This is a genomic window from Ruegeria sp. HKCCD7303, assembly GCF_013111185.1.
GTDB lineage: Bacteria > Pseudomonadota > Alphaproteobacteria > Rhodobacterales > Rhodobacteraceae > Ruegeria.
In genome coordinates this window covers 1-21,988 of sequence record NZ_WVRE01000006.1, presented here as the reverse complement: position 1 = coordinate 21,988, position 21,988 = coordinate 1, and the positions used below count along the sequence as shown (strand labels likewise).

20 protein-coding genes and 2 tRNA genes are annotated in these 21,988 nt (G+C 54.1%); 8 read left to right on the top strand and 14 right to left on the bottom strand.

All coding sequences use genetic code 11. The features are described from left to right. Positions 1-221 precede the first annotated feature (221 nt). A tRNA-Val gene (locus GS630_RS15380) sits at positions 222-320 on the bottom strand. A 243-nt stretch (positions 321-563) separates the two neighbouring features. On the opposite strand from GS630_RS15380, the gene GS630_RS15375 reads away from it, so the two are divergent. Continuing rightward, positions 564-1,631, top strand: coding sequence for a hypothetical protein (locus GS630_RS15375; protein ID WP_171620911.1), 1,068 nt, complete (start codon positions 564-566; stop codon positions 1,629-1,631). A gap of 245 nt (positions 1,632-1,876) precedes the next feature. Here GS630_RS15375 and GS630_RS15370 read toward each other — a convergent pair whose 3' ends face one another. Both GS630_RS15370 and GS630_RS15365 read right to left on the bottom strand, forming a co-directional pair. After that, the gene (locus tag GS630_RS15370) at positions 1,877-2,455 is read right to left on the bottom strand and encodes a recombinase family protein (protein WP_171620910.1); all 579 of its coding nucleotides are present in this window, start codon (positions 2,453-2,455) and stop codon (positions 1,877-1,879) included. A gap of 1,083 nt (positions 2,456-3,538) precedes the next feature. After that, positions 3,539-4,822 (bottom strand): hypothetical protein, encoded by a 1,284-nt coding sequence (locus tag GS630_RS15365; RefSeq protein ID WP_171620909.1) that lies wholly within the window; start codon positions 4,820-4,822, stop codon positions 3,539-3,541. 766 nt (positions 4,823-5,588) lie between these two features. Here GS630_RS15365 and GS630_RS15360 point away from each other — a divergent pair. Then, positions 5,589-6,911 carry a DUF1214 domain-containing protein gene (locus GS630_RS15360; protein ID WP_171620908.1) on the top strand — a complete coding sequence of 441 codons (1,323 nt, stop codon included), beginning with the start codon at positions 5,589-5,591 and terminating at the stop codon, positions 6,909-6,911. 160 nt (positions 6,912-7,071) lie between these two features. Here the strand turns inward: GS630_RS15360 and GS630_RS15355 are convergent, their stop codons facing one another. Both GS630_RS15355 and GS630_RS15350 read right to left on the bottom strand, forming a co-directional pair. Beyond that, the gene (locus GS630_RS15355) at positions 7,072-8,349 is read right to left on the bottom strand and encodes a DUF6538 domain-containing protein (protein ID WP_253285923.1); all 1,278 of its coding nucleotides are present in this window, start codon (positions 8,347-8,349) and stop codon (positions 7,072-7,074) included. Positions 8,350-8,411: 62 nt separating this feature from the next. Beyond that, positions 8,412-8,487 (bottom strand) — tRNA-Val (locus tag GS630_RS15350). A gap of 307 nt (positions 8,488-8,794) precedes the next feature. Between GS630_RS15350 and modA the strand changes: the two genes are divergently transcribed. The 3 genes from modA to modC are packed head-to-tail and all read left to right on the top strand — an operon-like array spanning position 8,795 to position 11,369. After that, positions 8,795-9,574 (top strand): molybdate ABC transporter substrate-binding protein, encoded by a 780-nt coding sequence (modA, locus tag GS630_RS15345; protein WP_253285978.1) that lies wholly within the window; start codon positions 8,795-8,797, stop codon positions 9,572-9,574. A 5-nt stretch (positions 9,575-9,579) separates the two neighbouring features. Then, entirely contained in the window at positions 9,580-10,272 is a 693-nt protein-coding gene (gene modB / locus GS630_RS15340) for a molybdate ABC transporter permease subunit (RefSeq protein ID WP_171621538.1), read from the top strand. Then, on the top strand, positions 10,269-11,369 hold the full coding sequence (gene modC, locus GS630_RS15335) for a molybdenum ABC transporter ATP-binding protein (protein WP_171179396.1): 1,101 nt from the start codon (positions 10,269-10,271) through the stop codon (positions 11,367-11,369). Before modB ends, modC begins: the two co-directional genes overlap by 4 nt. A 2-nt stretch (positions 11,370-11,371) precedes the next feature. Here modC and GS630_RS15330 read toward each other — a convergent pair whose 3' ends face one another. Next, the gene (locus GS630_RS15330) at positions 11,372-12,298 is read right to left on the bottom strand and encodes a Hint domain-containing protein (protein WP_348540169.1); all 927 of its coding nucleotides are present in this window, start codon (positions 12,296-12,298) and stop codon (positions 11,372-11,374) included. Next, entirely contained in the window at positions 12,299-12,811 is a 513-nt protein-coding gene (locus GS630_RS15325; protein WP_171179397.1) for a toxin-activating lysine-acyltransferase, read from the bottom strand. 185 nt (positions 12,812-12,996) lie between these two features. Here GS630_RS15325 and GS630_RS15320 point away from each other — a divergent pair, with 185 nt between their 5' ends. Further along, positions 12,997-13,404 (top strand): hypothetical protein, encoded by a 408-nt coding sequence (locus GS630_RS15320; protein ID WP_171179399.1) that lies wholly within the window; start codon positions 12,997-12,999, stop codon positions 13,402-13,404. Positions 13,405-13,407: 3 nt separating this feature from the next. Here GS630_RS15320 and hemF read toward each other — a convergent pair whose 3' ends face one another. From hemF to clpS, 4 genes are read right to left on the bottom strand one after another with little or no spacing between them, the layout of a single operon-like run. After that, positions 13,408-14,292, bottom strand: a complete 885-nt coding sequence (hemF, locus tag GS630_RS15315; protein ID WP_171179401.1) for an oxygen-dependent coproporphyrinogen oxidase — start codon at positions 14,290-14,292, stop codon at positions 13,408-13,410. Positions 14,293-14,297: 5 nt separating this feature from the next. After that, the gene (locus GS630_RS15310; RefSeq protein WP_171234850.1) at positions 14,298-15,098 is read right to left on the bottom strand and encodes an SDR family NAD(P)-dependent oxidoreductase; all 801 of its coding nucleotides are present in this window, start codon (positions 15,096-15,098) and stop codon (positions 14,298-14,300) included. A 36-nt stretch (positions 15,099-15,134) separates the two neighbouring features. Then, complete coding sequence (locus GS630_RS15305; RefSeq protein ID WP_171621537.1) at positions 15,135-16,100, bottom strand: class I SAM-dependent methyltransferase; 966 nt, start codon at positions 16,098-16,100, stop codon at positions 15,135-15,137. A gap of 45 nt (positions 16,101-16,145) precedes the next feature. After that, on the bottom strand, positions 16,146-16,487 hold the full coding sequence (gene clpS, locus GS630_RS15300; protein WP_171179408.1) for an ATP-dependent Clp protease adapter ClpS: 342 nt from the start codon (positions 16,485-16,487) through the stop codon (positions 16,146-16,148). A gap of 93 nt (positions 16,488-16,580) precedes the next feature. On the opposite strand from clpS, the gene GS630_RS15295 reads away from it, so the two are divergent. Continuing rightward, positions 16,581-17,282, top strand: a complete 702-nt coding sequence (locus GS630_RS15295) for an HAD family hydrolase (RefSeq protein WP_171621536.1) — start codon at positions 16,581-16,583, stop codon at positions 17,280-17,282. A 299-nt stretch (positions 17,283-17,581) separates the two neighbouring features. Next, positions 17,582-18,949 (top strand): D-alanyl-D-alanine carboxypeptidase family protein, encoded by a 1,368-nt coding sequence (locus GS630_RS15290; RefSeq protein WP_171179459.1) that lies wholly within the window; start codon positions 17,582-17,584, stop codon positions 18,947-18,949. Positions 18,950-19,038: 89 nt separating this feature from the next. On the opposite strand, the gene GS630_RS15285 is transcribed toward GS630_RS15290, so the two are convergent. The 3 genes from GS630_RS15285 to GS630_RS15275 are packed head-to-tail and all read right to left on the bottom strand — an operon-like array spanning position 19,039 to position 21,557. Further along, positions 19,039-19,800 (bottom strand): LamB/YcsF family protein, encoded by a 762-nt coding sequence (locus tag GS630_RS15285; RefSeq protein WP_171621535.1) that lies wholly within the window; start codon positions 19,798-19,800, stop codon positions 19,039-19,041. Between the two features lie 12 nt (positions 19,801-19,812). After that, positions 19,813-20,811 (bottom strand): biotin-dependent carboxyltransferase family protein, encoded by a 999-nt coding sequence (locus GS630_RS15280; RefSeq protein ID WP_171621534.1) that lies wholly within the window; start codon positions 20,809-20,811, stop codon positions 19,813-19,815. Then, complete coding sequence (locus tag GS630_RS15275) at positions 20,808-21,557, bottom strand: allophanate hydrolase subunit 1 (protein ID WP_171621533.1); 750 nt, start codon at positions 21,555-21,557, stop codon at positions 20,808-20,810. The genes GS630_RS15280 and GS630_RS15275 overlap by 4 nt, the downstream gene beginning before the upstream one ends. Positions 21,558-21,988: the final 431 nt, after the last annotated feature.

The window sequence follows — 21,988 nt, the reverse complement described above, 5'->3', positions numbered from 1 at the left end:
GGCCGGTTTGCTTGACCTGGCAGGCTCTATCGGCAACAGGCGGAACAACTTTAGTCCCCGCTGATTGGTTGACTATGTTTCTAGGGATATGAGCAAAAAGGCGATCTGATCAGAACAGGCTTAAGCAATGCGAATCTCATCGTATACCGCCTCCATCTACCAATTGAGGCAGTGCAAGACCCCGCTTGGTAGAAACTATAGCAAGATCAATGAGTTGGGAGTGGTGGGTGATGAGAGACTCGAACTCCCGACATCTTCGGTGTAAACGAAGCGCTCTACCAACTGTTACACAGACGCTCCGCTGTCTGAGCTAATCACCCGTGACGGATTGCGCGTCTTTTCCCAAAGCATCAACTACGGTTATCTCAGGTGAACCCTCGTGGTTCGAGTACGACACTTACTGTAACGGAATCAGAGGTCAAGCCGTTACATGTACGGGTCACTTAGATTGCATTGGGCGATGAACCGGAAGTGGTGACCATGGACGGCGTTCTCGGGTTCGCGTTAACAATCGCGGTCGTGCAAGTTAGGCTCAAGCATACTGATCAATCGAGAAGGCCCAAATGCAGCTATCAACTTACGCACTCCAAAAAATTGGCTTTGAGAAGCTGGAAGAAGACGAGAAAATCGAAGCCACCTTTTGCGGTATGTACGTTTACGCGGTCTCGGGTGTCACTTTCGACGCCGGAGAGACCTTTTCCTTCGCGTTCAGTAGCGAAGGCGTTTCGATCAGGTTTGCATTTGGTAACGACCTCAATGAGATGTCAAAAAAACTAAACGATGACGTGATGGTTGATGACTTGCCTAAGTGGGAAGAAGAAAAAAAGTGCCGCCCACCTTATTTGGCCGTTCTTTTCGGGCCGACCGCCCTGCATTCTGCTGAGGGATGTTACTATAAGAGATACGAAGGCATTCTTAGCACCTACGAGAGTTTCTTCGCTGCCAAAGAGGACTTGCAGCGTATGGCGTCGGAGGCGCTGCCGAAGTTGCTAACTGCTTTGACCTGCCAGCTTTCATCTGCACGCCCACTAGTTAGTTTCAAGCAGATTGAGTACATGGTTTTTGGCGAAACGAATAAAGGAGAACGCCTCATCGACATCCGATTTGTCGGTAACATGAGTGCGAGCGTTTCTACGTCGATAGATGAAGTAGATTTAAACGCTGCTGTTGATGAGGCGAGTAACCTCGAAACTGAACTAGACGCAAAAGTAACAAGGTTCTTCAGCCTTGGCATGGCCGAAGATGATCCTCTGAAAGCGTTCCTCTATTATTTTCTCGCTTTGGAAGTAGCGGTTAGTAAGGGGTTCAAAGCGATTGACCTAAAATCCGAGATGGATTTGCTTGTCGGCTACGAACCGAGGCTCGAGGCGTCACTAAGACCCTTTTTTGAGGACAGGTTGATAAAAACCAAGCGGACCCCAGTTAAATATACTCTTCGAGATAAGTTTGTTTGGTGCGCCAAAGTCCTATGGCGTGACACTACTGACGACGACGTGCTCGAGTTCATGGCCGTGAAGGGTATACGAGACAAGATTTCACACGGCGAAATCTCGGCCCCGACGCGTGATGACGTTGAGCGTGTGCGGAAATTGGTGCAACACATTCTGCTTCAACACCACCGTTCTGCCTAAAACGCCGCTTGTACTGCTTAAATGAGCAAGGGGACGCTTGCCCTTCAGATTATCTAAATTCCATTGGCGTTTGGAGTGTGTTTGCAACACTTAACTTAGGCAATAGGTCGTTCTGGATTTCCTCGAAGAACTCATTATCCCAGTACTGCGGTCAAGTGTTATTCCCATTAGCATATAGGTCATCACAGCTAGTGGTTATCAATGTCCGATCCTAACAACCAATAGCTGTGTACTTTGCCTCTTTTTCAGCACTGGTCTTCCACAGCTGCTGACTGGCGAGCTTCGTTAACGATCCGATATACCGATCTCTGAGAAATTCTTAAGCGCTGGGCGATCTCGTGCTTCTTGTAGCCTTGCCCTAGTAGCTGTAGCACCTCAGAGGTCTTCATACGTGCCGTTGGCTTCCTGCCTTTGTACCTGCCCTCAGCTTTGGCCTTTGCTATTCCCTCTCGCTGCCGCTCCAGCATCATCTCTCTTTCAAACTGAGAGATAGACCCTAGGACATTAAGCATGAGTTTCCCTGTAGCTGTGGAGGTATCAAGGGACATGTCGAGTACTCTTAGAGCGACGCCTCTTTGAGTTAAGTCGTCCACGATCTCGCCTAAATGCCTGACTGAACGAGCAAGGCGGTCAAGCTTGGTGACAATGAGGACATCTCCTTCTCTGCAGTAGCTGAGAGCTTCACTGAGCGCCTCTCTACGGGCAACAGAGGAGACTTGTTCGGAGTAGGTTTTCTCGCATCCAACTTCCGAGAGTGTCTTCTGTTGGGCTTCAAGTCCGGCTTGTTGCTCCAGTGTAGACGTTCTTGCGTATCCGATAATCATGCTGGTGGTCTCCTTTAGGTTCCTAGACGTTGAGGCAATTGCTTGCCAAAAGCCGAGATCGACTTCATTGCCACCATTTCCGCCACCCTGAGAAGATGGACACAGAACCTTGGCCTATTGGCAGAGTTTTTAGTTGGAAACGAAGGGGTGGGGGGTTTGGGAAACCGACTTCAAAAAGGAGGGGGTTTATTGTTCTTATTATTGCCTCTGAAAAGCGGTCCCTTAGCCCCTAAAGAAACCGTCCTTGAGTCCAAGAGGATACCATCCGATCTCCGTAAGCTTGTGCTCGACAAACCTAAGTGTGTTGGCTAACTTTGCAGCAAGCCACCAAAAATATTGAGAAATTTACATGGATTGGAAGCAAGCCGTTGGTGAGGGAATACTCGGTGCTGGAGCCGCTGCCGTTGTGTCACTCCCGATAGTTGTATTGCGTTGGGCATACATTGGCATGAAGAGCGACTACCGCAAGTTCAAAGAAAAACGGGCCTCAAGAAGGGCAGCTAGACAATCAGCCACGCGTGTAGAACCGCCTATTAGTAGATGATACTAAAAAAGCCCAAGCTGCGTCACGAAAAATATCTCTCACGCATTTAAAGAAGTGATGCTGAGGAACTCATTTTAGATGCAGCACCTATTGGTGCTCTCAGGTGATAACAGGTGAGCGTTGAGCCTTACTGAGAGAACACTGGGGGTGCAATTGGGGGGCATTTTAGTAGATGGAAGTGGATCAGCTTCTATTGTGTTCTCTTAAATAACACTGTGACCAGCGTTGGGCGCAACTCTAAGTCGTATGGTTGACGTTTCCGAGAATGAAATTGATATACAGCTTCTGTATTGGAAGTTCCTCGGTCATACTTATTGTTACATAAAGAAGTTTATTAACCATTAGGCCCTAAGTACCTATAAAATAAGAATAATTTATAACCTCTTGCCGCTTCCTAGTGGCAAAGACTAAGAGCCATTGGGAACCAAGGAAATCACGTTTCAGCAGCTTCATTCTCACCTTCTCCAAAGATAATCTCTTCCGATATAAAAGTGCTTTCTACTGGTTACGCGTTCCCTCAGTTTCAATAATCACGACACTCAGATTGCACCGCGTAATACATGGGTTGGGATGTCTCCTTCCCATAGCCAATTGAGAAACAGATTTCGCATTCTTCGACTAGGAAGATAAACAGTGATCGGTTTCCCGTCTCTGATCTGAGATCGCCAAACCCATTGGATTAACTCGGTGAGCGCGTAGTCGTCCTGACTAACTGATCCTTTGCCGAGAAATCTCAGGATGTTGGGATTCAAGAACTGATTGTAGAGATAGATCAGGTGCGTTGCGTTTTTATAGTTGTTCGTGCCTCTTGTCGTATTGGGTAGCCAATGAACACGGCCACTTCTGCCCTGAAGCCGAGAGCTTTTAGCGTATGGGCCGGGACTGTACTTTCCCTTTTCTAACCCATCTGAACCAACTGTTGGGCTTTTACCGCCTGCGAACCATTTTACCTTTGGGCAAGTTAGTAAGATGTTTTCAAGAGGGACGTCCTTAAGTGCATTTCGTGCCAACGTATACAGCGCTTTAGGGACCAGATTATCGTAGACTTCCGGTGAGCCAGAGGTTTTGTCTGTTTGATCTGTGTGACTGAATGAAAGCTGATCGAGAGATTTAATTCCTTTAACGGTAATCAGGTCTCTGACTTCTCGGACGAACTCACTTTCGGCTGTGTTGTCCAACTTATTGTGTTCTTTGGTTATCCCTATGTGTCTAAGGTACGCAGCGATAATAGACCCTTCAGCTTTATAGGTGTAAATCCTCAGAGACTTCCCCACCTTGAGGAGCTTCTCCGGAAGTACAGCTACATTGAAGCCATTTTGGACATTGAAGAGGCGTCCAGACTTGGCAGCCTTGTAGAACTTCAGGGAAACGTGTTTCTCAAGAGCAGCATACTCTGTATCCCAAGCATCTGTGGGGAATACCTTTGATGTCTCAGGGTCCACTGTGCAAAGTCCGGACTCTATAAAGAGACGATCCCATGCTTCTGATTGGACATGGAAGTTAGCATCTATGACCGAGAGAACTTCATCAATGTGAATGTCGTACGAATCCAATAATCCCTCTGAGACGACATCGGACAGCGTATCAAACATCGCGTGAGTTGTGACTACGTTTTGGCCTTCAGCCAGCAGACGCCGTAGGGAGTGGATTTTCCTAGTGGTGACTATCTCTTGTCCACTGTCGTCGAATATAGTGTCTGCTTCGGCTGTGGGCTGCTCGAAGGTTATCCCCCGGTTCTGTGCTGCCTCTATCACGCGGTCACATTCAGTGAGCAGAGGGACAATGACTAGATACTGCTTGTGATTTTCGAATGATTCAATCATCTCCGTAGTTTTCCCTCTCCCACAGGGCCGGTCCACAATTACAACTGGACGGAATTGGGAAGAAGAATCGTGAAAAGGTAGAGGATCATGCCTCATGGTTTAATGTCTCGCTTTTTTAGTGTGGGTTGTTAAGTGCTGCCTGAGTAGGTGCTATTCGGTTGAAGCTGGTTCGGCTCCCTAAGGGTACAGTTGGAGACCGCTATGCGCTGGGCGTGAAAGTGGCGTGGGCAGGCAACATATCGACTGTGACAGTGCGTTTAGTGAGCACTGGTGAAGGAAACCCTCATCATCTGGGGCTGCTATTTGGGTCGCTGTAGAGTCAATCAGGCAGTCGCTGAGAGTTTCAAACTACTCCTCGTAGAGTTAGCCTTATCTCATTCTCAAAGGTCTCTTCCGAGGAAATCGTCTTGGTTCTCCATTGGACTGATCCAAAGAAGCTGTTTCCTGAGAGGCAGATACCACCATATCCGCAAGGGTGTGAAAAAGAGCCGCTAGTGTTTTCCACTGCGACCCATAGTTTCGAAAATTGTGAAGGATGGTCCGAGCGCTGTGTCATCTACAGATGATTTGTCTCTAGGGTCAGTACCAAAAAACGCCGCCCTTCACTTTCTGGGAAAAAGCGGACCTTGGTTCGCAGTGTAACGAGTGACCGCAATGAGCCCAAAGTAACCATCACTCGTTTGCCGGAGGTCTGAAGATGTTTCACGCTTGACCAAGTCGAGTTTTATTGAGGAAAACGGTCCCGTCGAACCCAAGAGGCCCATTCATGTTGCACAGTTTAAAGCGCACAATCGTCGTCCTGCTCACAGTAGTTGTTGTAGAACCCGCCCTAGCGCAGCAGCCAACGCCTCTCGACGATGCGACGATTGCCGACGCTTATGTATACCTGCTGGGTCGTGCGCTTGTTGACCGACAAGAGAAGACAGACATTGCCGAGGATAGGGTAGACTACAACGTCATTAAGTATAACCCTGTTGGTGCCGCCGACTTCGTGAACCCCAACCTCGATGTAGCCTATCTCGAAGCCTGGATTGCGGTCGATGACCAAAGCGCTGTCTTACTGGAGGTTCCGCAGGTCGAAGGCCGCTACTATACGGTCCAGATCTGCGATGAGTGGGGCAATGTCGTCACCAACATCAACGAGCGCGACTACCCTCTGAACCCTTACGGAATCTATGCTTTCGTGACGCCTGACACGGTTGCCGAGATACCGGAGGACGCCGTACCTGTCGTGCTGCCCTCCCGAAAGGCAAAGATGCTGGCGCGGGTCGAGCTTCAAACAGATGTGGAAGGTGCAGTTTCCCTGCAACGCCAATTCACGATGTCCACACTCGGCGAACCTGCGATTTCGGCACCTTCAAGCTTGCCTATCTTCGATAACCAGTCACTGATCGGTGTCGAGATTTTCGATCATACAGATGAATTACTCTCAGCGGCGCTGGATAGCATTCCGGTTGCTCCACAGATGCAAGCCAAGGTTCGGGCCGTGGCGCGTGTAGCCTCTGATCCAGCGCAGCGGGACGCCCTTGCAGGCGCGATTGTTGAAACCGTCATTCCGCAGTTTTTGAAGTTTGCGGTGACCGAAGCAGGTTCCTTTCAGAACAACTGGTTGGGCGTCTTGGTGGGCGGCATCTACGGCGACGACTACTGGATCAGAACAGCGGCCAATCTGGTTGGGATCTGGGCGAACACAACGCATGAAGTAATCTACTTCGTCGCCACTACCGATGGGAACGGCAAGCCGCTGGATGGCAGCAGCACCTATGTTATCGAATTCAACGAAACTAGCAGTCCCGATGCGGTAGTGAACGGATACTGGTCGGTTATTTTAGTGGATCTACCCGATTACCGTGTGGTTCCAAATGCAATCGACAGGTTCAATTTCAACTCCTATTCGCCGCTTGAGAAGGACGCGGATAGCGGTGTGTCCATGTTTATCGCCCCGTCCGAGAACGGTTCTTTTCCTTCTGCGAATTGGCTGCCCTCCGCTGAAGGAAAACCGTTTTCTCTGACGTTCAGGACCTATGTTCCGAAAGAGATTGTAAAAGCGGGCAACTGGTTTCCGCCGAAAATTCGGAAGCTGAATTGATTGTCGGCTTCGTCCGCAGAGGGGTCGTTCATATCTAGCATTGGGAATGACTGCTTTTCTTCATTAAAGGTCATGACCATAAGCCCGACAGGGGCTGTCAATTTACGCCCTTCAGAGTTTCTATCTCTTGAGGGTAAAGTTGACGGCCCCTTGCCTTGGATTAATCCAAAGGAGCTATTCCCGCGAGACTTCCTCCAAGTTCGTTGTGTAAGACTTCGAATGTACTCCTGATGATCCCGTTTAGCTCCGCTCTCTTCGCATAAACGCTTATGCCGATGTCGTCTTTGTTGGAGTGACCCACGATTAGATTCCTAGCTTCTCGGGAAACCCCAGCATTAACTAGGACGGACACAGCCGTTCTCCTGAACGAATGCATATCCCAATTAGAATTATCGCCATCAAGGGTTTTCCGGGCTTTCTCAAGCGCCTTCCCGAGGTAATGACTGGGATGCCTGTCGTAGCCACCCAAAGCAATACGAGGAAACAACCTACCGATATTATCTGGACAACTTGGCTCTACTATCGTTGCCCTTTTGGTAGCTTCCCGGAGTAGCTGACAATCCTCAGCCCCAACGATCATTACATCCCTTATTCCGGCTTCTGTCTTGCTTTGAGGGATGCTGATTTTGATGTGGTCTCCTCTGTCCTCAATGTCCTTCAAGTACCTCGAGCAGATTTCATTGAGTCTGCATCCAGTAACCCAAAGCAGTCTTACTGTGACGTACATCTCGAACTGATATTTGAGGCCATTATTGCGAGCGATGTACTGCAGCAGCTTTTGAGCTTCACCTCTAGTGACAGGCCTCAGTTTCTTAACCCGTGGGTCCTTCTTCTTTCTTTGACCGGCTACACGTCTCAGGAGAGAGCCAAAGGGGTTCCGCATATCGGGATCAACCAACCCCCAGTGGTCCAGCACACGCCAATAAGAAGCTAAGCAAGATTGGCATGATTGAAGAGAGCGGCCCGAGAGTGGTTGCCCAGTTCGCTTTGAGGGAGTGGCCTTAAGGTGCTCAATGAAGCCCAGTGCCAGAGAGCGGTTAATGTCTGTGACCTGTATGTTTCCAGAGTACGCCTCAAATGTCCTAAGGTGTTGGCGGTATCTAACCTTTGTACTGCTATTTATCCCGTCCGATTCAGCCAACCACCTGTCGGCGGTATCTCTCACAGTATTCTCTTGTTTCGGAAGGTTTGGGCGAATTGCTTGAGACGGTGTTTGTCCTTCGGTGATCGCTTCAAGGATTTCCTCAAGGACTCTTGGACGGCGCTTCAATGCTTCGGCTAGGTCCTGAGTTCCTAATCCTCGGACGATCTCTCGTTTGCCAACAATGTCTTGGTACTCAGTCGGTACAGCTACCCTAAGAGCGTATCCTTTACCTCTAAGGAACAATCCTCTGGGTAGTCCAACACGGTTTTGAGGTTTCGATTCCCTTACATTCATCCTCAAATGGTCTCCAAGTTCTCGTTACAAGACCCTGAGTAAACCATTGAAAATGAAGGGAATGGTGGGTGATGAGAGACTCGAACTCCCGACATCTTCGGTGTAAACGAAGCGCTCTACCAACTGAGCTAATCACCCGTGACGCTGCATGTAGCCAAGCCTGCGGGCGGGTGCAAGAGGGTCTGAGTGATTTTCTTGAATTCTATTCTTTGGCCAACCCGTGTTGCCTTGCCCGTCTGGATATCTGAACACGGTTTAATCCCGTTCCGTCGCATATCCGGATATGTGCGGCGTGATGATGGTCATGTCCAATGGACGCCTTGACCCTTTTGGACTTTCTGCAACGCAGCAGCACCGATCTCGGTAATTTCTCAAAGGCGCTTGCGCGGGAGCTGTACCCTCCGATATTCCCGAAGGGACTGCAATTTTCCGGTCGGGAGTGTACATGACCCTAACCTTCACCCGCCGTTTCTGGATGCTGGCACTGGTCTTAGGTGTATTGGCGTTGGCACCGGTCCGAGCCGGGGCCGAGGGTGTTTTGGTTTTTGCAGCGGCGAGTCTGAAGACAGCGCTGGACGAGATTGCTGCAAGCTATGAAACGGAAACGGGGCACCGTGTCACGGTCTCTTACGCGGCCTCGTCGGTGCTAGCGCGCCAAATTCAACAGGGCGCGCCTGCGGACGTGTTCATCTCGGCGAATCCTGACTGGATGGACATATTGGAGCGGGACGGTTTGATCCGGGCGAATTCGCGGGTGGATTTGCTGGGCAATGGGCTGGTTGTGATTGGTGCGACAGGCCGAGCAAGTTGGGGAGAGATCCAACCTGGTTACGACCTAAAGGCCGAATTGAACGGCGGTTTTCTGGCGATGGCCCTGGTTGACGCCGTGCCAGCAGGTATTTACGGCAAAGCCGCGTTGCAAAGCATGAACCAATGGGACGCATTACAGGACCATGTGGCGCAGACCGACAATGTGCGCGCAGCTCTGGCACTTGTGGCGGCAGGGGCAGCGCCGTTGGGTATTGTCTATCGATCAGATGCACAGGTGGAAACACGGGTCAGTGTTTTGGCGACGATTCCAGACGGCCTGCATCCTGAGATCATATATCCAGCGGCCGTCACATCATCAGCCCGGGGTGGAGCACAGGCCTTTCTGGATCATCTGCGCAGCGATGCGGCGTTGTCCGTTTTTCAGGAGCAGGGGTTTTCCCTGCCGGGCGGGTGATCCACGTGGACTGGTTGGGCCCTGCCGAAATTGGAGCGTTAAAGCTGTCTTTGCGCGTGTCGCTCTGGGCGACGCTGGCGACATTGCCGTTTGGGATTTTCGTAGCATACGCTTTGGCCCGCTGGAGGTTTCCCGGCCGGCAGGTCCTTAATGGTCTGGTGCATTTGCCGTTAATCCTGCCACCTGTTGTTACGGGCTATCTGTTGTTGCTGACCTTTGGAGTTCAGGGACCTCTTGGGCGTGTTCTGGCAGAGTTCGGGATAGTTGTCGCGTTTCGCTGGACCGGGGCGGCGCTGGCTGCAGGGATCATGGCATTCCCCTTAATGGTCCGGGCCATACGGTTGTCGATCGAGGCTGTGGATCCAAAACTAGAGCAAGCCGGGGCCACGCTGGGGGCGTCGCGCCCGATGGTTTTTGTGACCGTGACTTTGCCGATGATCCTTCCTGGGGTCATAGCCGGGGCCATTCTAGCTTTTGCCAAGGCAATGGGCGAATTTGGTGCAACCATCACGTTTGTGTCTAACATTCCGGGCCAGACCCAAACGCTTCCGTCAGCAGTCTATGCATTCTTGCAGGTTCCGGGCGGCGAGTCGGCTGCAACGCGGTTGGTCCTTATCTCAATCGTTATCGCGATGAGCGCCCTTCTTTTGTCAGAATACGTAGGACGGCGCGCTGCCGCACGGGTGGCCGGATCATGAGTCTTTCCGTTCGGGTGCATCATCATTTGTCGGATCTGGATCTGGATGTCAGCTTTGACGCACCGCCCGGAGTGACTGTCTTGTTCGGGCGGTCCGGGTCGGGCAAGACGACCATCGTCAATGCGGTGGCCGGGCTGCTGCGACCTCAGGCGGGTCGCGTTGCGGTCGAGGATTGGGTTCTTTTCGACACGGGTCACGGGCAATGGCTGCCGCCACACCGGCGGCGGTTAGGGTATATCTTTCAGGAAGGGCGGCTATTCCCTCATCTGACCGTACGCCAAAATCTGGCCTACGGTCGCTGGTTTGCCCCCAAAAGGGCGCAGCGGGAAGACCCTGAAAAGGTCATCGAAATGCTGGGCATTGGCCACCTGCTGGATCGCCGACCAGCCGGGTTGTCAGGGGGCGAAAAACAACGCGTGGCCATTGGGCGTGCGCTGCTGGCGAGCCCGCGTCTGATCCTTGCAGATGAACCTCTGGCCGCGTTGGACGAGGCGCGGAAAGCAGAGATTCTGCCGTATTTCGAACGTCTCAGGGATGAGGTATCTGTTCCTATTCTCTATGTAACCCACTCGGCGGCCGAGGTCGCGCGTCTGGCGACCTCGGTTGTTGCACTTCAAGACGGAAAAGCCGTGCGCCATGGGCCCGCTTCCGAGGTTTTAGCCGATCCTTCGGTTGCCCCGGCCGGGGTTCGCGCAGTTGGGGCCGTTTTGGAAGTTCAGGTCGTGCAGCATCACACTGACGGGCTGACAGAGTTGAATGCCAACGGCGCAAGATTGTTCCTGCCACGCATTGCGCATGACGTAGGGGCGCAATTGCGCATCCGCATCCCGGCGCAAGAGGTGATCTTGTCAAACCAAAAGCCCGAGGGATTGTCTGCACTGAACGTGCTCAGCGGTACGGTGGCCTCGATCCGATCGGGCGAGGGGCCTGGCGCAATTGTGTCCGTCACGACCCCTGCAGGTAGTGTTCTGGCGCGCGTCACACGTCGATCAGTGGCGGCATTAAACTTGCAGGTGGGCAGCCCATGTCACGCGATTATTAAGACGGTTGCCCTGGCTCCTCAGGATGTCGGCGGGCGTATCGCGCCGGGCCAGTAATCTCAGGTAAGCGCGCGCGCCTCATGTTCGCGCAGTATCAAACGCGCGGCGCGGCCAAACCCGGTGTGACCCGAAGCTGGCCGGTCTGGAAAGATTGCAGCCAGTTCCCGAAGCGCGTCGGAAGACAGCGTGTAAAGCGCTTCTTCCCCCAGAAACAGGCTTTCAGCTTGCAGCCCTTCTGCATTCAGAATTTCATGACGATCCAACAATATATGCAGGTACTCAATCGCCTCTACCGAGGTATCCACATAAATACCCGGCCAGTCGCATAGATGCTTTGCAGCCACCAGCGCCTCGGCGGCACCGAACAGCAGTTCCACTTTCGGGCCCTTCACCAGAATGCGGTGCTGTTGCGAAACCAGAAGATCCCGACGGGGTGAGTTCGACCCCAGACTTCCTGCTGAAATGCGCACAGGCCGCATCGCAGGCTCGGCGCATAATCGTTCGCGAGGTATCACACTGCTTTCGATCCAGCGAATGGGTTGCAGCCCGTGATCCGCGGTAGCAACCTTGTGACCTACGTCCAGCGTTTCGATGACCTTTGGACCGTCTTCGGTCTCGATCAAAGTCCCGGCTGCAAAGCACACACCTTCGATCCTGATCGTGACTGCAACCGGGTCCGGGTTGTTGGAAAACGGCAGGGTAAAGGGCCCCACTTGTGTGGTGCCAGTAACGCTGATGAAGAAGGTATCGAAAACGACTTCGCCGTTGTCCAAGCTGTCAAAAAAGGTCGGGTCGACCGCATAGGTCCACTCGCCAGTGTTTGGATCAATCGAGGCAGTACCGTTGGCGGGGGGTGTTGCAATCGTCCAGGTCTGGGTCGTTGGTGTGAATGTGCCATTGTCCAGCGTCGGCTGTCCCATCGCCACATTCGGCGGGGATCCGGTCACGTTTCCGGTCAATTCGCCTGTGATTGTTACCGAGACCACTTAACCTTCGCCTTGCTGCAACACCTGTTCAAATTCTCGTTTCCGATACAGGCGCATATGGACCTCGCCCGCCTGATCCCGCGTCCATTCGACGATCCGGTTGCGTGTCATGTCGCTGTCCATCCGGTTTGTTCGCACACGTGGATGTGGGATCTCTTGTTTAAGGATATCAACAATCTGGCTTGTTTGTCCAAACGGGGCCACCAGATCGACGATCCAGAAGGAAGGACCACTGGTAAAATCGGTATCCTTCAGTGGTTTTTCCTGTACCGCATAGCGGTACTCGGCCTCGGGGCTGAGCCCGGCAAAGGTAACAAAGCCACGGGGAAAACCGTCTTGCCGGAAGATATGGTACTGGCCCAGGCGAAATGGAGTTTCGAATGCATAGAGAACCTGTGCCAGATTGCGTTTTTGATGAGTCTTCGTCAGCCCGGCAAGATAGAACATCGCGCCCAGATCGGCATATTTCTCGGGCGGAAAATCAAACCAGTCTTTGGGGAAGCTCTTGCTCAACGGGACAGGCCAACTTTGCAATGTGAACCAAAACCTTAATCACAGTGTACCCTTTTCCAGCGATATGGGTAGAAGAATTTCTTAACCGCGCCCACGCCGTCCTCATCTCGAGGGTGCAGCGCTTTACTCGGGCGCTGACCTGGCTATGTTAATGAGAAGGGAGCATTTTTACGGGATGCTGGATTATGCGTTTTCTTAAGGTTTTTGCCTCAACTGCTCTGGTGTTGGCACCTGCAATTGCCGAGGCTGTCGGTTTTGGCCTGTATGTCCGCCCTCAATTTCGCACAGAGATTACGGCGCTGCCGGATGGGGTTTATGAGGTCAAGGCTGTAGGCTCGTCAGCGCCCGTGAATTACTGGTGCGGTATCGGCGACTATGCGATCCGAACTTTGGGCGTGCCGAACAATCAACGGATCTATATTTATCGTGCTTATGAACCCGGTGTCCGGACAGTTCAGTTTTCTCTGACACCGCCACCCGGCGCGGATACCAAGCCGGGATACTCAATAACGGTTCGAAAGGTCGGTGCCAACATGTCGGCATCGTCGGCACAGAACTACTGTTACGACAACTTCATCATGGACACGTTCTGAGCGTCAGACCCATTTCGCCATCGGCGGCAGGCTCATCAGAACCGCATCCGGGTCATGCCCGGTTTCCAGCCCAAATTTTGTGCCGCGGTCGTAGACCAGGTTGTATTCCGCATACAGACCGCGATGCACGAGTTGGGTGTTCTTGTCCGCGTCTGTGAAACCCTGCAAGCGACGCTTTTCAACCAATGGCAAGAAGGCGGGCAGGAATGCACGACCGATATCCTGGGTCAGGGCAAAATCGGCCTGCCATTCCCCGGTGCAGTAGTCATCCATGAAAATCCCACCCACGCCTCGTGCACGCTTGCGATGAGGAATATAGAAATACTCGTCCGCCCAGTCTTTCAGGCGCGGATAGTGTGCGACGCCGTGCGGGTCCAGATGAGCTTTTTGGGTGGAGTGGAAATGGCGTGTGTCTTCGTCATATTCGATACAGGGGTTCAGGTCCGAGCCCCCACCAAACCACCAGGCGTGCGGCGTCCAGAACATGCGTGTGTTCATGTGCACCGCAGGGACATGGGGATTTTGCATATGGGCCACGAGACTGATCCCCGAAGCCCAGAAGCGGGGATCCTCGGTCATGCCGGGGATACCTTTGCGCGCCGCCATCGCGTGTTGTGCGCGTTCACCCAATGTGCCGAAGACGGTCGAGACATTGACGCCAACTTTCTCGAACACGCGACCGCCATGCATCACAGACATCAGCCCGCCACCTGCATCCGAACCATCCTCAGATTGGCGCTCGGTTTCTTTGACCTCGAACCGACCGGGTTTTGCATCGGAAAACGGTCCAGTGTCGTGGCTGTCTTCAAGGGCTTCGAACGCAGAGACAATATCGTCGCGCAGTTGTCGGAACCAGGCGGAGGCAGTGGATTTTTCTGTATCGAACATGTGTCTTAGTGGGCTGGGGCAGCTACGGGGTCAAGCAATGTACGCCCGCCGTCGATTGTCAGGATCTGACCTGTGATGAAACCGGCTGCGTCGGACGCCAGAAACTGCGCGGTTTCGGTCAGCTCTGTCGCCGAAGCGATACGGGCCAGCGGCGTGTGCTTTTCAATATCGTCCCGGAAGTCCCGGTTTTCCTTGAGGGTCGATTGTAACGAAGCGCTCATGACCGAGCCCAGTGCGATCGAATTGACCCGAATACGGTTCGGAGCAAGCGCAACTGCAAGGGATCGGGTCATCTGATCCAGCGCCGCGGTCGACACGGAATAGGCCATCAGGTCGGGATGCGTCCGGCGGGCTGCGATAGAAGACAAGTTGATGATCGACCCGGCGGGGTTTTCTTCATCCCCGTCCGCCTGTTTGATCATGCGCTTGGAAACCAATTGGCTTAGCCGCAGGGCGGGCATCAGGTTCTGGTTCAGCAGAGTACGCACCGAGTCGTCATCTGGGTCCAGAGGATCAGATGGGATCACCTGCCGCGCGCCGTTGATCAGAATATCCACCTGATCAAAAGCGTCCAGTGTGGCAGAAAGCAGGTTTGCTATGGTCAGCTTTTCGCGCAAATCGCCCGCGAAATAGCGGATATTGCCGTCCTCGGCCTGACCGCCTAACTCATCGATCAGACGCTTTTCGTCCATGTCGGCGAACATGACATTTGCCCCTGCATCAGCGAAATGGCGTCCAATAGCCAGACCGATGCCGTTGGCACCGCCCGTTACGATTGCTGTCTTGCCAGCGATGGAAAAGGACATCCGAATCCTCCTGAATTGGGGGCAGGTTAGCGAGCCTTAGCGCCGAGGGCGAGAGGCCTGAAGCACCTTGAACCGGTTGTCTCCGGCAATTTCAGTGACCTGAGCGAAATGTTCGTTCAGCGTGGTTTCGTAGGGAAGGTGGCGATTGGCGACCATCCACAGAGTTCCGTTGCGGGTCAGATTGCGTGCGGCAGCGACGATAAATCCCTGACCCAGCGCGGGGTCCGCGCTGCGCGAGGTGTGAAACGGAGGGTTCATGACGACGGTGTCGATGGGCTCGGGTGCGGTCCATTTGACTGCATCTGCCCAATAGAACTGCGCTCTTGAATCCAAGATGTTTCTACGTGCGCAGGTCAGAGCGGCATGATCTGCCTCGACCAGGTGCAATGACTTGACGTCGTCACGTTTGAGGATCTCTGCTGACAAATATCCCCAACCTGCACCAAGGTCGGCGACGCGTGCGCCAAGTTTGGCAGGCAAGACATTTGACAACATGGCCGAAGCCGGATCGACTCCATCTGCCGAAAACACGCCTGGCGCGGTGTGAAAATCACCGACCTTCTGTGTGGCGGGCGCGGCCCAATCCTCAAAAGCAGCTGCGTTGGCCTGAAACCAGAAAATTTTGCCGTGTGCTTTGGACAGGGGGCCTTCGACAGCAATCCGCTTGCGCACATCTTTCAATATGCTGTCCACCCCATCGGTTTTGGCCCCATCGACCACGACAACCCCAGCAGCCCGTGAACACGCCCGCTGGATCATCGCGCGCGCCAGCGCCTTGGCACGTGGCAAAAACACGATGGCATCCTGACAGGGGTTTTTTGCTTCGGGCACTGTGTCAAAACCTTGCGCGGCAAAACAGTCGTGAAAGGGTTTGAACGGTTGCACCACCTGCGCACCGGGGGGAAGCGCCGAAAGGTCATGCTCTGGCACCGGGCAAATCACCGTCAAAGGCTGCGACAGCGACAGGCCGTTTTGCAAAGCAAGTTCCAGACGTGGGGACATGGGCAATTCCGGCAAAAAAGAGAAGGGTGCGTCAGGCGAGATGCCTTATTCTTCGCGTTCCATGGTGCATTGCAGCGGGTGTTGGTGCCTGCGGGCAAAGTCCATCACCTGGCCAACTTTGGTCTCGGCAATCTCGTGGCTGAAGACGCCGACAACGGCCACGCCCTTTTTGTGAACGGTCAGCATGATTTCAAACGCCTGAGCGTGGGTCATACCAAAGAAACGCTCTAGCACGTGCACGACAAACTCCATTGGCGTGTAATCGTCGTTCAGCAACAGCACCTTATACAAGGGCGGACGCTTGGTTTTTGGGCGCGTCTGCAGCAGGACAGACGCGTCACCGTCGTCGTCCGGGGTCTCAGACATCATCCAGGTCTTTTCCAGCATCGTGTGCAACTGTCCGATTCAGGCTTGGGGTTTATCTTGGCGCTTATATAACGTTGGGATAGCCGGTGAAAAGAGCAAGCGAACGTAAATCAGATGACGAAGAAACTGACCACAATCGGGTTTGATGCGGATGATACCCTTTGGCACAACGAACGGTTTTTTCAGCTGACACAGGCCCATTTTGCCGAATTGCTGGCTGATCACACCGACCGCGATCACCTGATGGAGCGTCTTCTGGCCGCCGAAAAACGCAACATCAGGCATTATGGATATGGGATAAAGGGGTTTGTTCTGTCGATGATCGAAACCGCCATCGAGGTGACAGAAGACCGTGTTCCGGCCTCGGTCATTCGGCAATTGATCGAAGCCGGGCAAGAGATGCTGGCGCATCCGATCGAGCTGCTGCCTCATGCGCGCGAAGCGGTCGAGAACGTGACTGACGCTTATCGCGTCATTCTCATCACCAAGGGCGATCTGATTGATCAGGAACGGAAACTGGCGCAGTCAGGGCTGGGCGATTTGTTCGACGGGGTCGAGATCGTCTCGGAAAAGACCTCGGATACCTATCGGACGATTTTTGAATCCCACGGGGATGGTCCGGCGTCTGCAATGATGGTTGGCAATTCCATGCGCTCGGATGTGGTGGCTCCGATTCAGGCCGGATGCTGGGGCGTTTACGTGCCCCACGGTCTGGTCTGGGAGGTTGAGCACGCCGAAGCCCCGGTTGAAAGCCCCCGATTCCGCGAGCTGCGCGATTTGGGTGATCTGGCTGATCTGGTGAGCAGCCTGAGGTAATGTTGCCTATTGGCCGCAGTTCTGCAAATTTCGAGCCGCGCGGCGGCAAAGCATTGCCACAATCGCGCATCTGGTGGGCCAGGGCTGGAACGTCATCAACATATAGCCTTGTGCGGGCGCATGACGAAACCGCGAAATGCGCAGCTTTCAGTTTATTTCATGGCCCTCCTGTGTTAGCTTAGTCGGTATCAAAATAATTTTGCTGACCGGGAAAACCCGGCGGCGCGAGGCAGACAGAGGCAAAGATCGTGCAGATTCGGCGGACAGTTCCGGCCCGAACGGGCTTATTCCTTATAGCGATGCTATGTGTGCTGGCGTTTGCGCCGCTCAAATCCATCGCGGCACCTTATGCGGCAATGGTAATTGACGCTCGTACCGGAGAGGTTTTGCATTCGCGCAATGCTGACACGCGGTTGCATCCGGCATCGCTGACCAAGATGATGACGCTGTACATCGCGTTTGAAGCGGTGCGAAATGGCGAGATTACTCTGGATACGCCTGTACGGATCACCAAGAAGGCTGCGGCCGAGCCGCCGTCCAAGTTGGGTCTACGAACGGGGCAGACGATTGCTTTCCGGTATCTGATCCGCGCGGCAGCGGTGAAATCAGCCAATGACGCGGCAACCGCTATCGGCATCGCCATCAGCGGGTCCGAAGCCGCGTTTGCGCGCCGTATGACACGCACTGCCAAGGCCATGGGCATGAGCCGTACGACTTTCAAGAACGCGCATGGTCTGACCGAGTCGGGGCATTTGTCCACCGCGCGCGACATGACCACGCTGGGACGGCATCTGCTGTACGATTATCCGCAGTATTATAACCTGTTCTCGCGTCAATCGACACATGCAGGGATCAAGACTGTACCGAATACCAACCGTCGCCTGTTGGCCGCGTACAAAGGGGCAGATGGAATCAAAACCGGGTATACACGCGCTGCGGGGTTCAACCTGGTGGCGTCGGCCAAGCGCAAAAATGAACGGATCATCGCAACCGTCTTTGGCGGAAAGTCGGGCGCATCGCGCAATGCCAAAGTTGCCGAGCTGTTGGATTTGGGTTTCCGCCGCGCCCCATCGCGAGCGCCTATCCGCAAGCCGGCGCGCCCGGCTTATGCTGGAAATGCCGGACTGGGCGTACAGGTCGCGGGTGTAAGCGGACCGCCCAAAACAAGTCTGCGCCCAGTTGTACGTCCAAGCGCGACAACGCAGGTTGCAAGTGCCGTTGCGGCGACTGCGGATCAGAACCGCGACCGGATCACAAATGGCATTGCGGCTGCCATCGCCCAAGCGGATATCGCACCGACCAATACGTCTGAACAAACACCGGGCACCCGCCCGACACAGCGCCCGACCGGTCTGGTACTGGCGTCGACCGAAACGGCCAAACAGCCCGAGCCCGAGCAGGAGGTGGTCACCCGACTTTCTTCGTCTGGCGGGCATCTGTGGGGCGTCAATGTGGGGCGTTACACCACACGATATGAGGCCGAGAAGGTGCTGCTGAAAACCGCTTTGTCAGAAATGACGACGCTAGAGGGCACGCTGCGCAAGGTGAACCAAAGCTCGCGCGGCTTCGATGCAACTTTTCAAGGCATGACCCGCGAGCAGGCCGATCTGGCGTGCCGCCGGTTACAGGCCCGCAATGTGACCTGTTTCATGATCGGACCATCATAAGGTTCGGCAAAATACTCTCCTGTTGGGTCTGGGCTGTGGTTTTCCACAGCCCTTTTTTCATGACAGCGCAGCATTAAAGGCGTGTAGGGTTATCGGACGAACTTCGTCACCTCGACGCCGCCGCCGATCAGGCTTTCCCTCACGGAACGGGCGATCTGAACCGCAGTTGGTCCGTCCCCATGCAGACAAATCGTGTCGATGGAGGTCTCTAGCCTCTTACCGCTTTCAGTGATGATAGCGCCTTCGCGGACCATGTTCAGAATGCGTGGACCAGCCACATCAGCGTCGTGGATCACGGCACCGGGCAGGCTACGGTCCACCAAGGTGCCATCGTCGTTGTAGGCGCGGTCGGCAAAGATCTCGCCCACCCATTTACACCCAAGCTCGCGCACGGCATCTTCCTGTTTTGTCACAGCAAGCACCATGACAATAATGTCGGGGTCCACATCCAAAGCGCCCTGATAGCAGGCCCGCGCCATATCAATATCGACCGAGCACATATTGGCCAGCGCGCCGTGCAGCTTGAGGTGCCGAACTTTGGTACCGACCGCCTTGGCCATGCCCATTGCTGCGCCCAACTGATACCGCACCAAATTGCGCAACGCATTATGGGGCACTTTCATGTTCCTACGGCCAAAGCCCTGCAGATCGGGAAAGCCGGGATGCGCGCCTATGCCCACATTGTTGTCGGTCGCAAGTTGCATTGTAGCCGCCATCACATCCGGGTCGCCTGCATGAAAACCACAGGCGATGTTGGCGGAGGTGATGATTTTCAACAGGCTTTCGTCATCGCCCATCTTCCAGGGGCCAAAACTCTCCCCCATATCGGCATTCAGATCGACGCTGAGCATCGGCAATTCTCCTTAGTCGGTGGCAGAGATCACTCCGCCGATCAATTGGTAGGACAACAGGTCCTGAATGTCGTGCGGGTCACGTATCAGGGGTTCGACCCGAGAGGGCAGGCGCGCAAGTTCTGACAGGAAGGCAGTGTGCAACGCGCTTGCCTCGTCCATGCTGACAAATCTGAAACGGATTTTACCACCGGCAGGCGTTTGTGCAGCGCGCGGCATATCGCAGGGCAAAACGGTTGCAATACGAGGGTAACCCCCGGTGGTCTGGCACTCCGGCAACAGGATGAATGGGTCCCCTGTGCCTGTCATTTGAATATCGCCAGGGGTAATCACCTCGGACAAAATGTTCAGCTGACCGGACGCCGCAAACCCGTCTCCGTCGCTATCCACTTGCATCCCCATCCGGTTGGCGCGCGTTCCGCGCCGGAAAGTGGTCGCGGCAAAGCGATCCAATGTCGTGCGATCAAACAGTGTGGTCTGAAAGCTTGCCACCACACGCAGTTCTCCGCCCGCGAACCGTTCATCAGGCGTTAGTTTCAACCCGGTCTGGCCTGCATCTGGTCCGCATGTCAGCCTGTCGCCTTGTTCTAACGCACGACCGATCCGCGCCGTCAAATGTGCCGAGCGCGAACCCAGAAAAACATCGGACTCTATTCCGCCACCCAGATGAAGATAGCCATAGTTACCCTGTACAGCTGCCCCAATGTTCAGTCGTTGCCCGGCAGTCAATTGATGTGACGCATTCCAGGCCACTGGGCTGCCGTCGATGCTGGTTTGCATCCGCGCACCGGTTAGTGCAATGCGCACGTCTTGCGTGACCTCAAACTCACCGCCCAGTCCGGCCATTTCGAGCGCTGCGAGGTTCGGGCTCTGCCCCAGTAAAGCAGCCCCTTCATGCAAGGCCAATATATCGGCGGCACCAGAACGCGACAAACCCTGGTCCAGATACCCGGTGCGCCCCTGATCCTGGATTGTACATGAAGGGCCGATCCGATGGACGATCAGACTCATGGTGCGATCTCCTCACAGATGGCACCACCGGTACCGTCTGTATTGGTGGCGCGGATATGCTCCAACTCTTCACGGGATACTGGCGTGAACAGCAATTCGTCACCGGGGCTCAACGGGAATGTATCGGACCTCTCCGGGCGAAAGCATCTAAAGGCGGTTTGTCCGACATGCCGCCATCCGGTTGGTGTTGGGCCGGAAAACAAGACGAATTGCGAGATCGCCAGAACCAACGCGCCCTCTGGCACCATCGGGGTCAGGTTTTGCAGTCGGGGAATATTGAACTCGGGCCCCAGTGGCCCAAGGTACGGCTGACCGGGCGCGAACCCTATGGTCAGAACCCTCACCCGCGACTGGCCAAGGCGTCGTATTGCCTCTTCGGGCGTTAAGCCAGCGGCAGCGGCAGCGTCGTCCAGCTGTGGCGCCAGATCGGTTCCGTAGACTGTTGGAACGCGCCACAGCTTGCGACCTGTGGGAAGGGGTGTGTTGTACCAGTCCTTTTGGTCCAGAAGATGCTGAAGTCTTTCCAGCATTTGCTGATGAGAAATGAGCTGTGTGTCGAAACGCACAAAGGTCGAGCCCAAAGACGCCGAAGACTCTGTGACTTCATCCCATTGCAGACCGTCTACTTCGGACCGGAATGCCAGCGCTGCACAATTTGCCTTCTCTGACATGATATCCGCAAATGTGACGAGCGCTCCGTCAAACCCAACGGTTCTGACCAAAGGAAACTGAACGTGACGGGCCATACTGATCCTGCGTGTGACAACAAAGTACGGGAACCAGACCCCATCCAAAGGAGATGTGCAAGACAGGTCTTGAGGGGTTTGGCGGTAGACGAACGAGGTTTGGGTAAGGTCAAAAGATCAGGGTTAGTTTGGCTGTTCTTCGATTCTCACTCGTCAGTTGGCTCGGGATTTGGTGAAATCCTCGAGTCGGATCGTGGGCTCGAGTCGCTCCGACTTGTGCCTGCGCTCTGTTGGCGCTCTAGATGTAGTGGCGGTGTGGTTTGGCCGAGACTTTCGAAGAAAGGGTTTGTTAACGTGTATAGCTTTTCAGCTCTGATTTAGCGGTATGTTGATTGATTTAAGTATTTGAATTTAAATAATTTTAAGGCGTGACTCAAAAAACTTTTGATTTTTTGTTTTTTTGGGTTGCGGGTTTTGGGAGTAAACCTTAG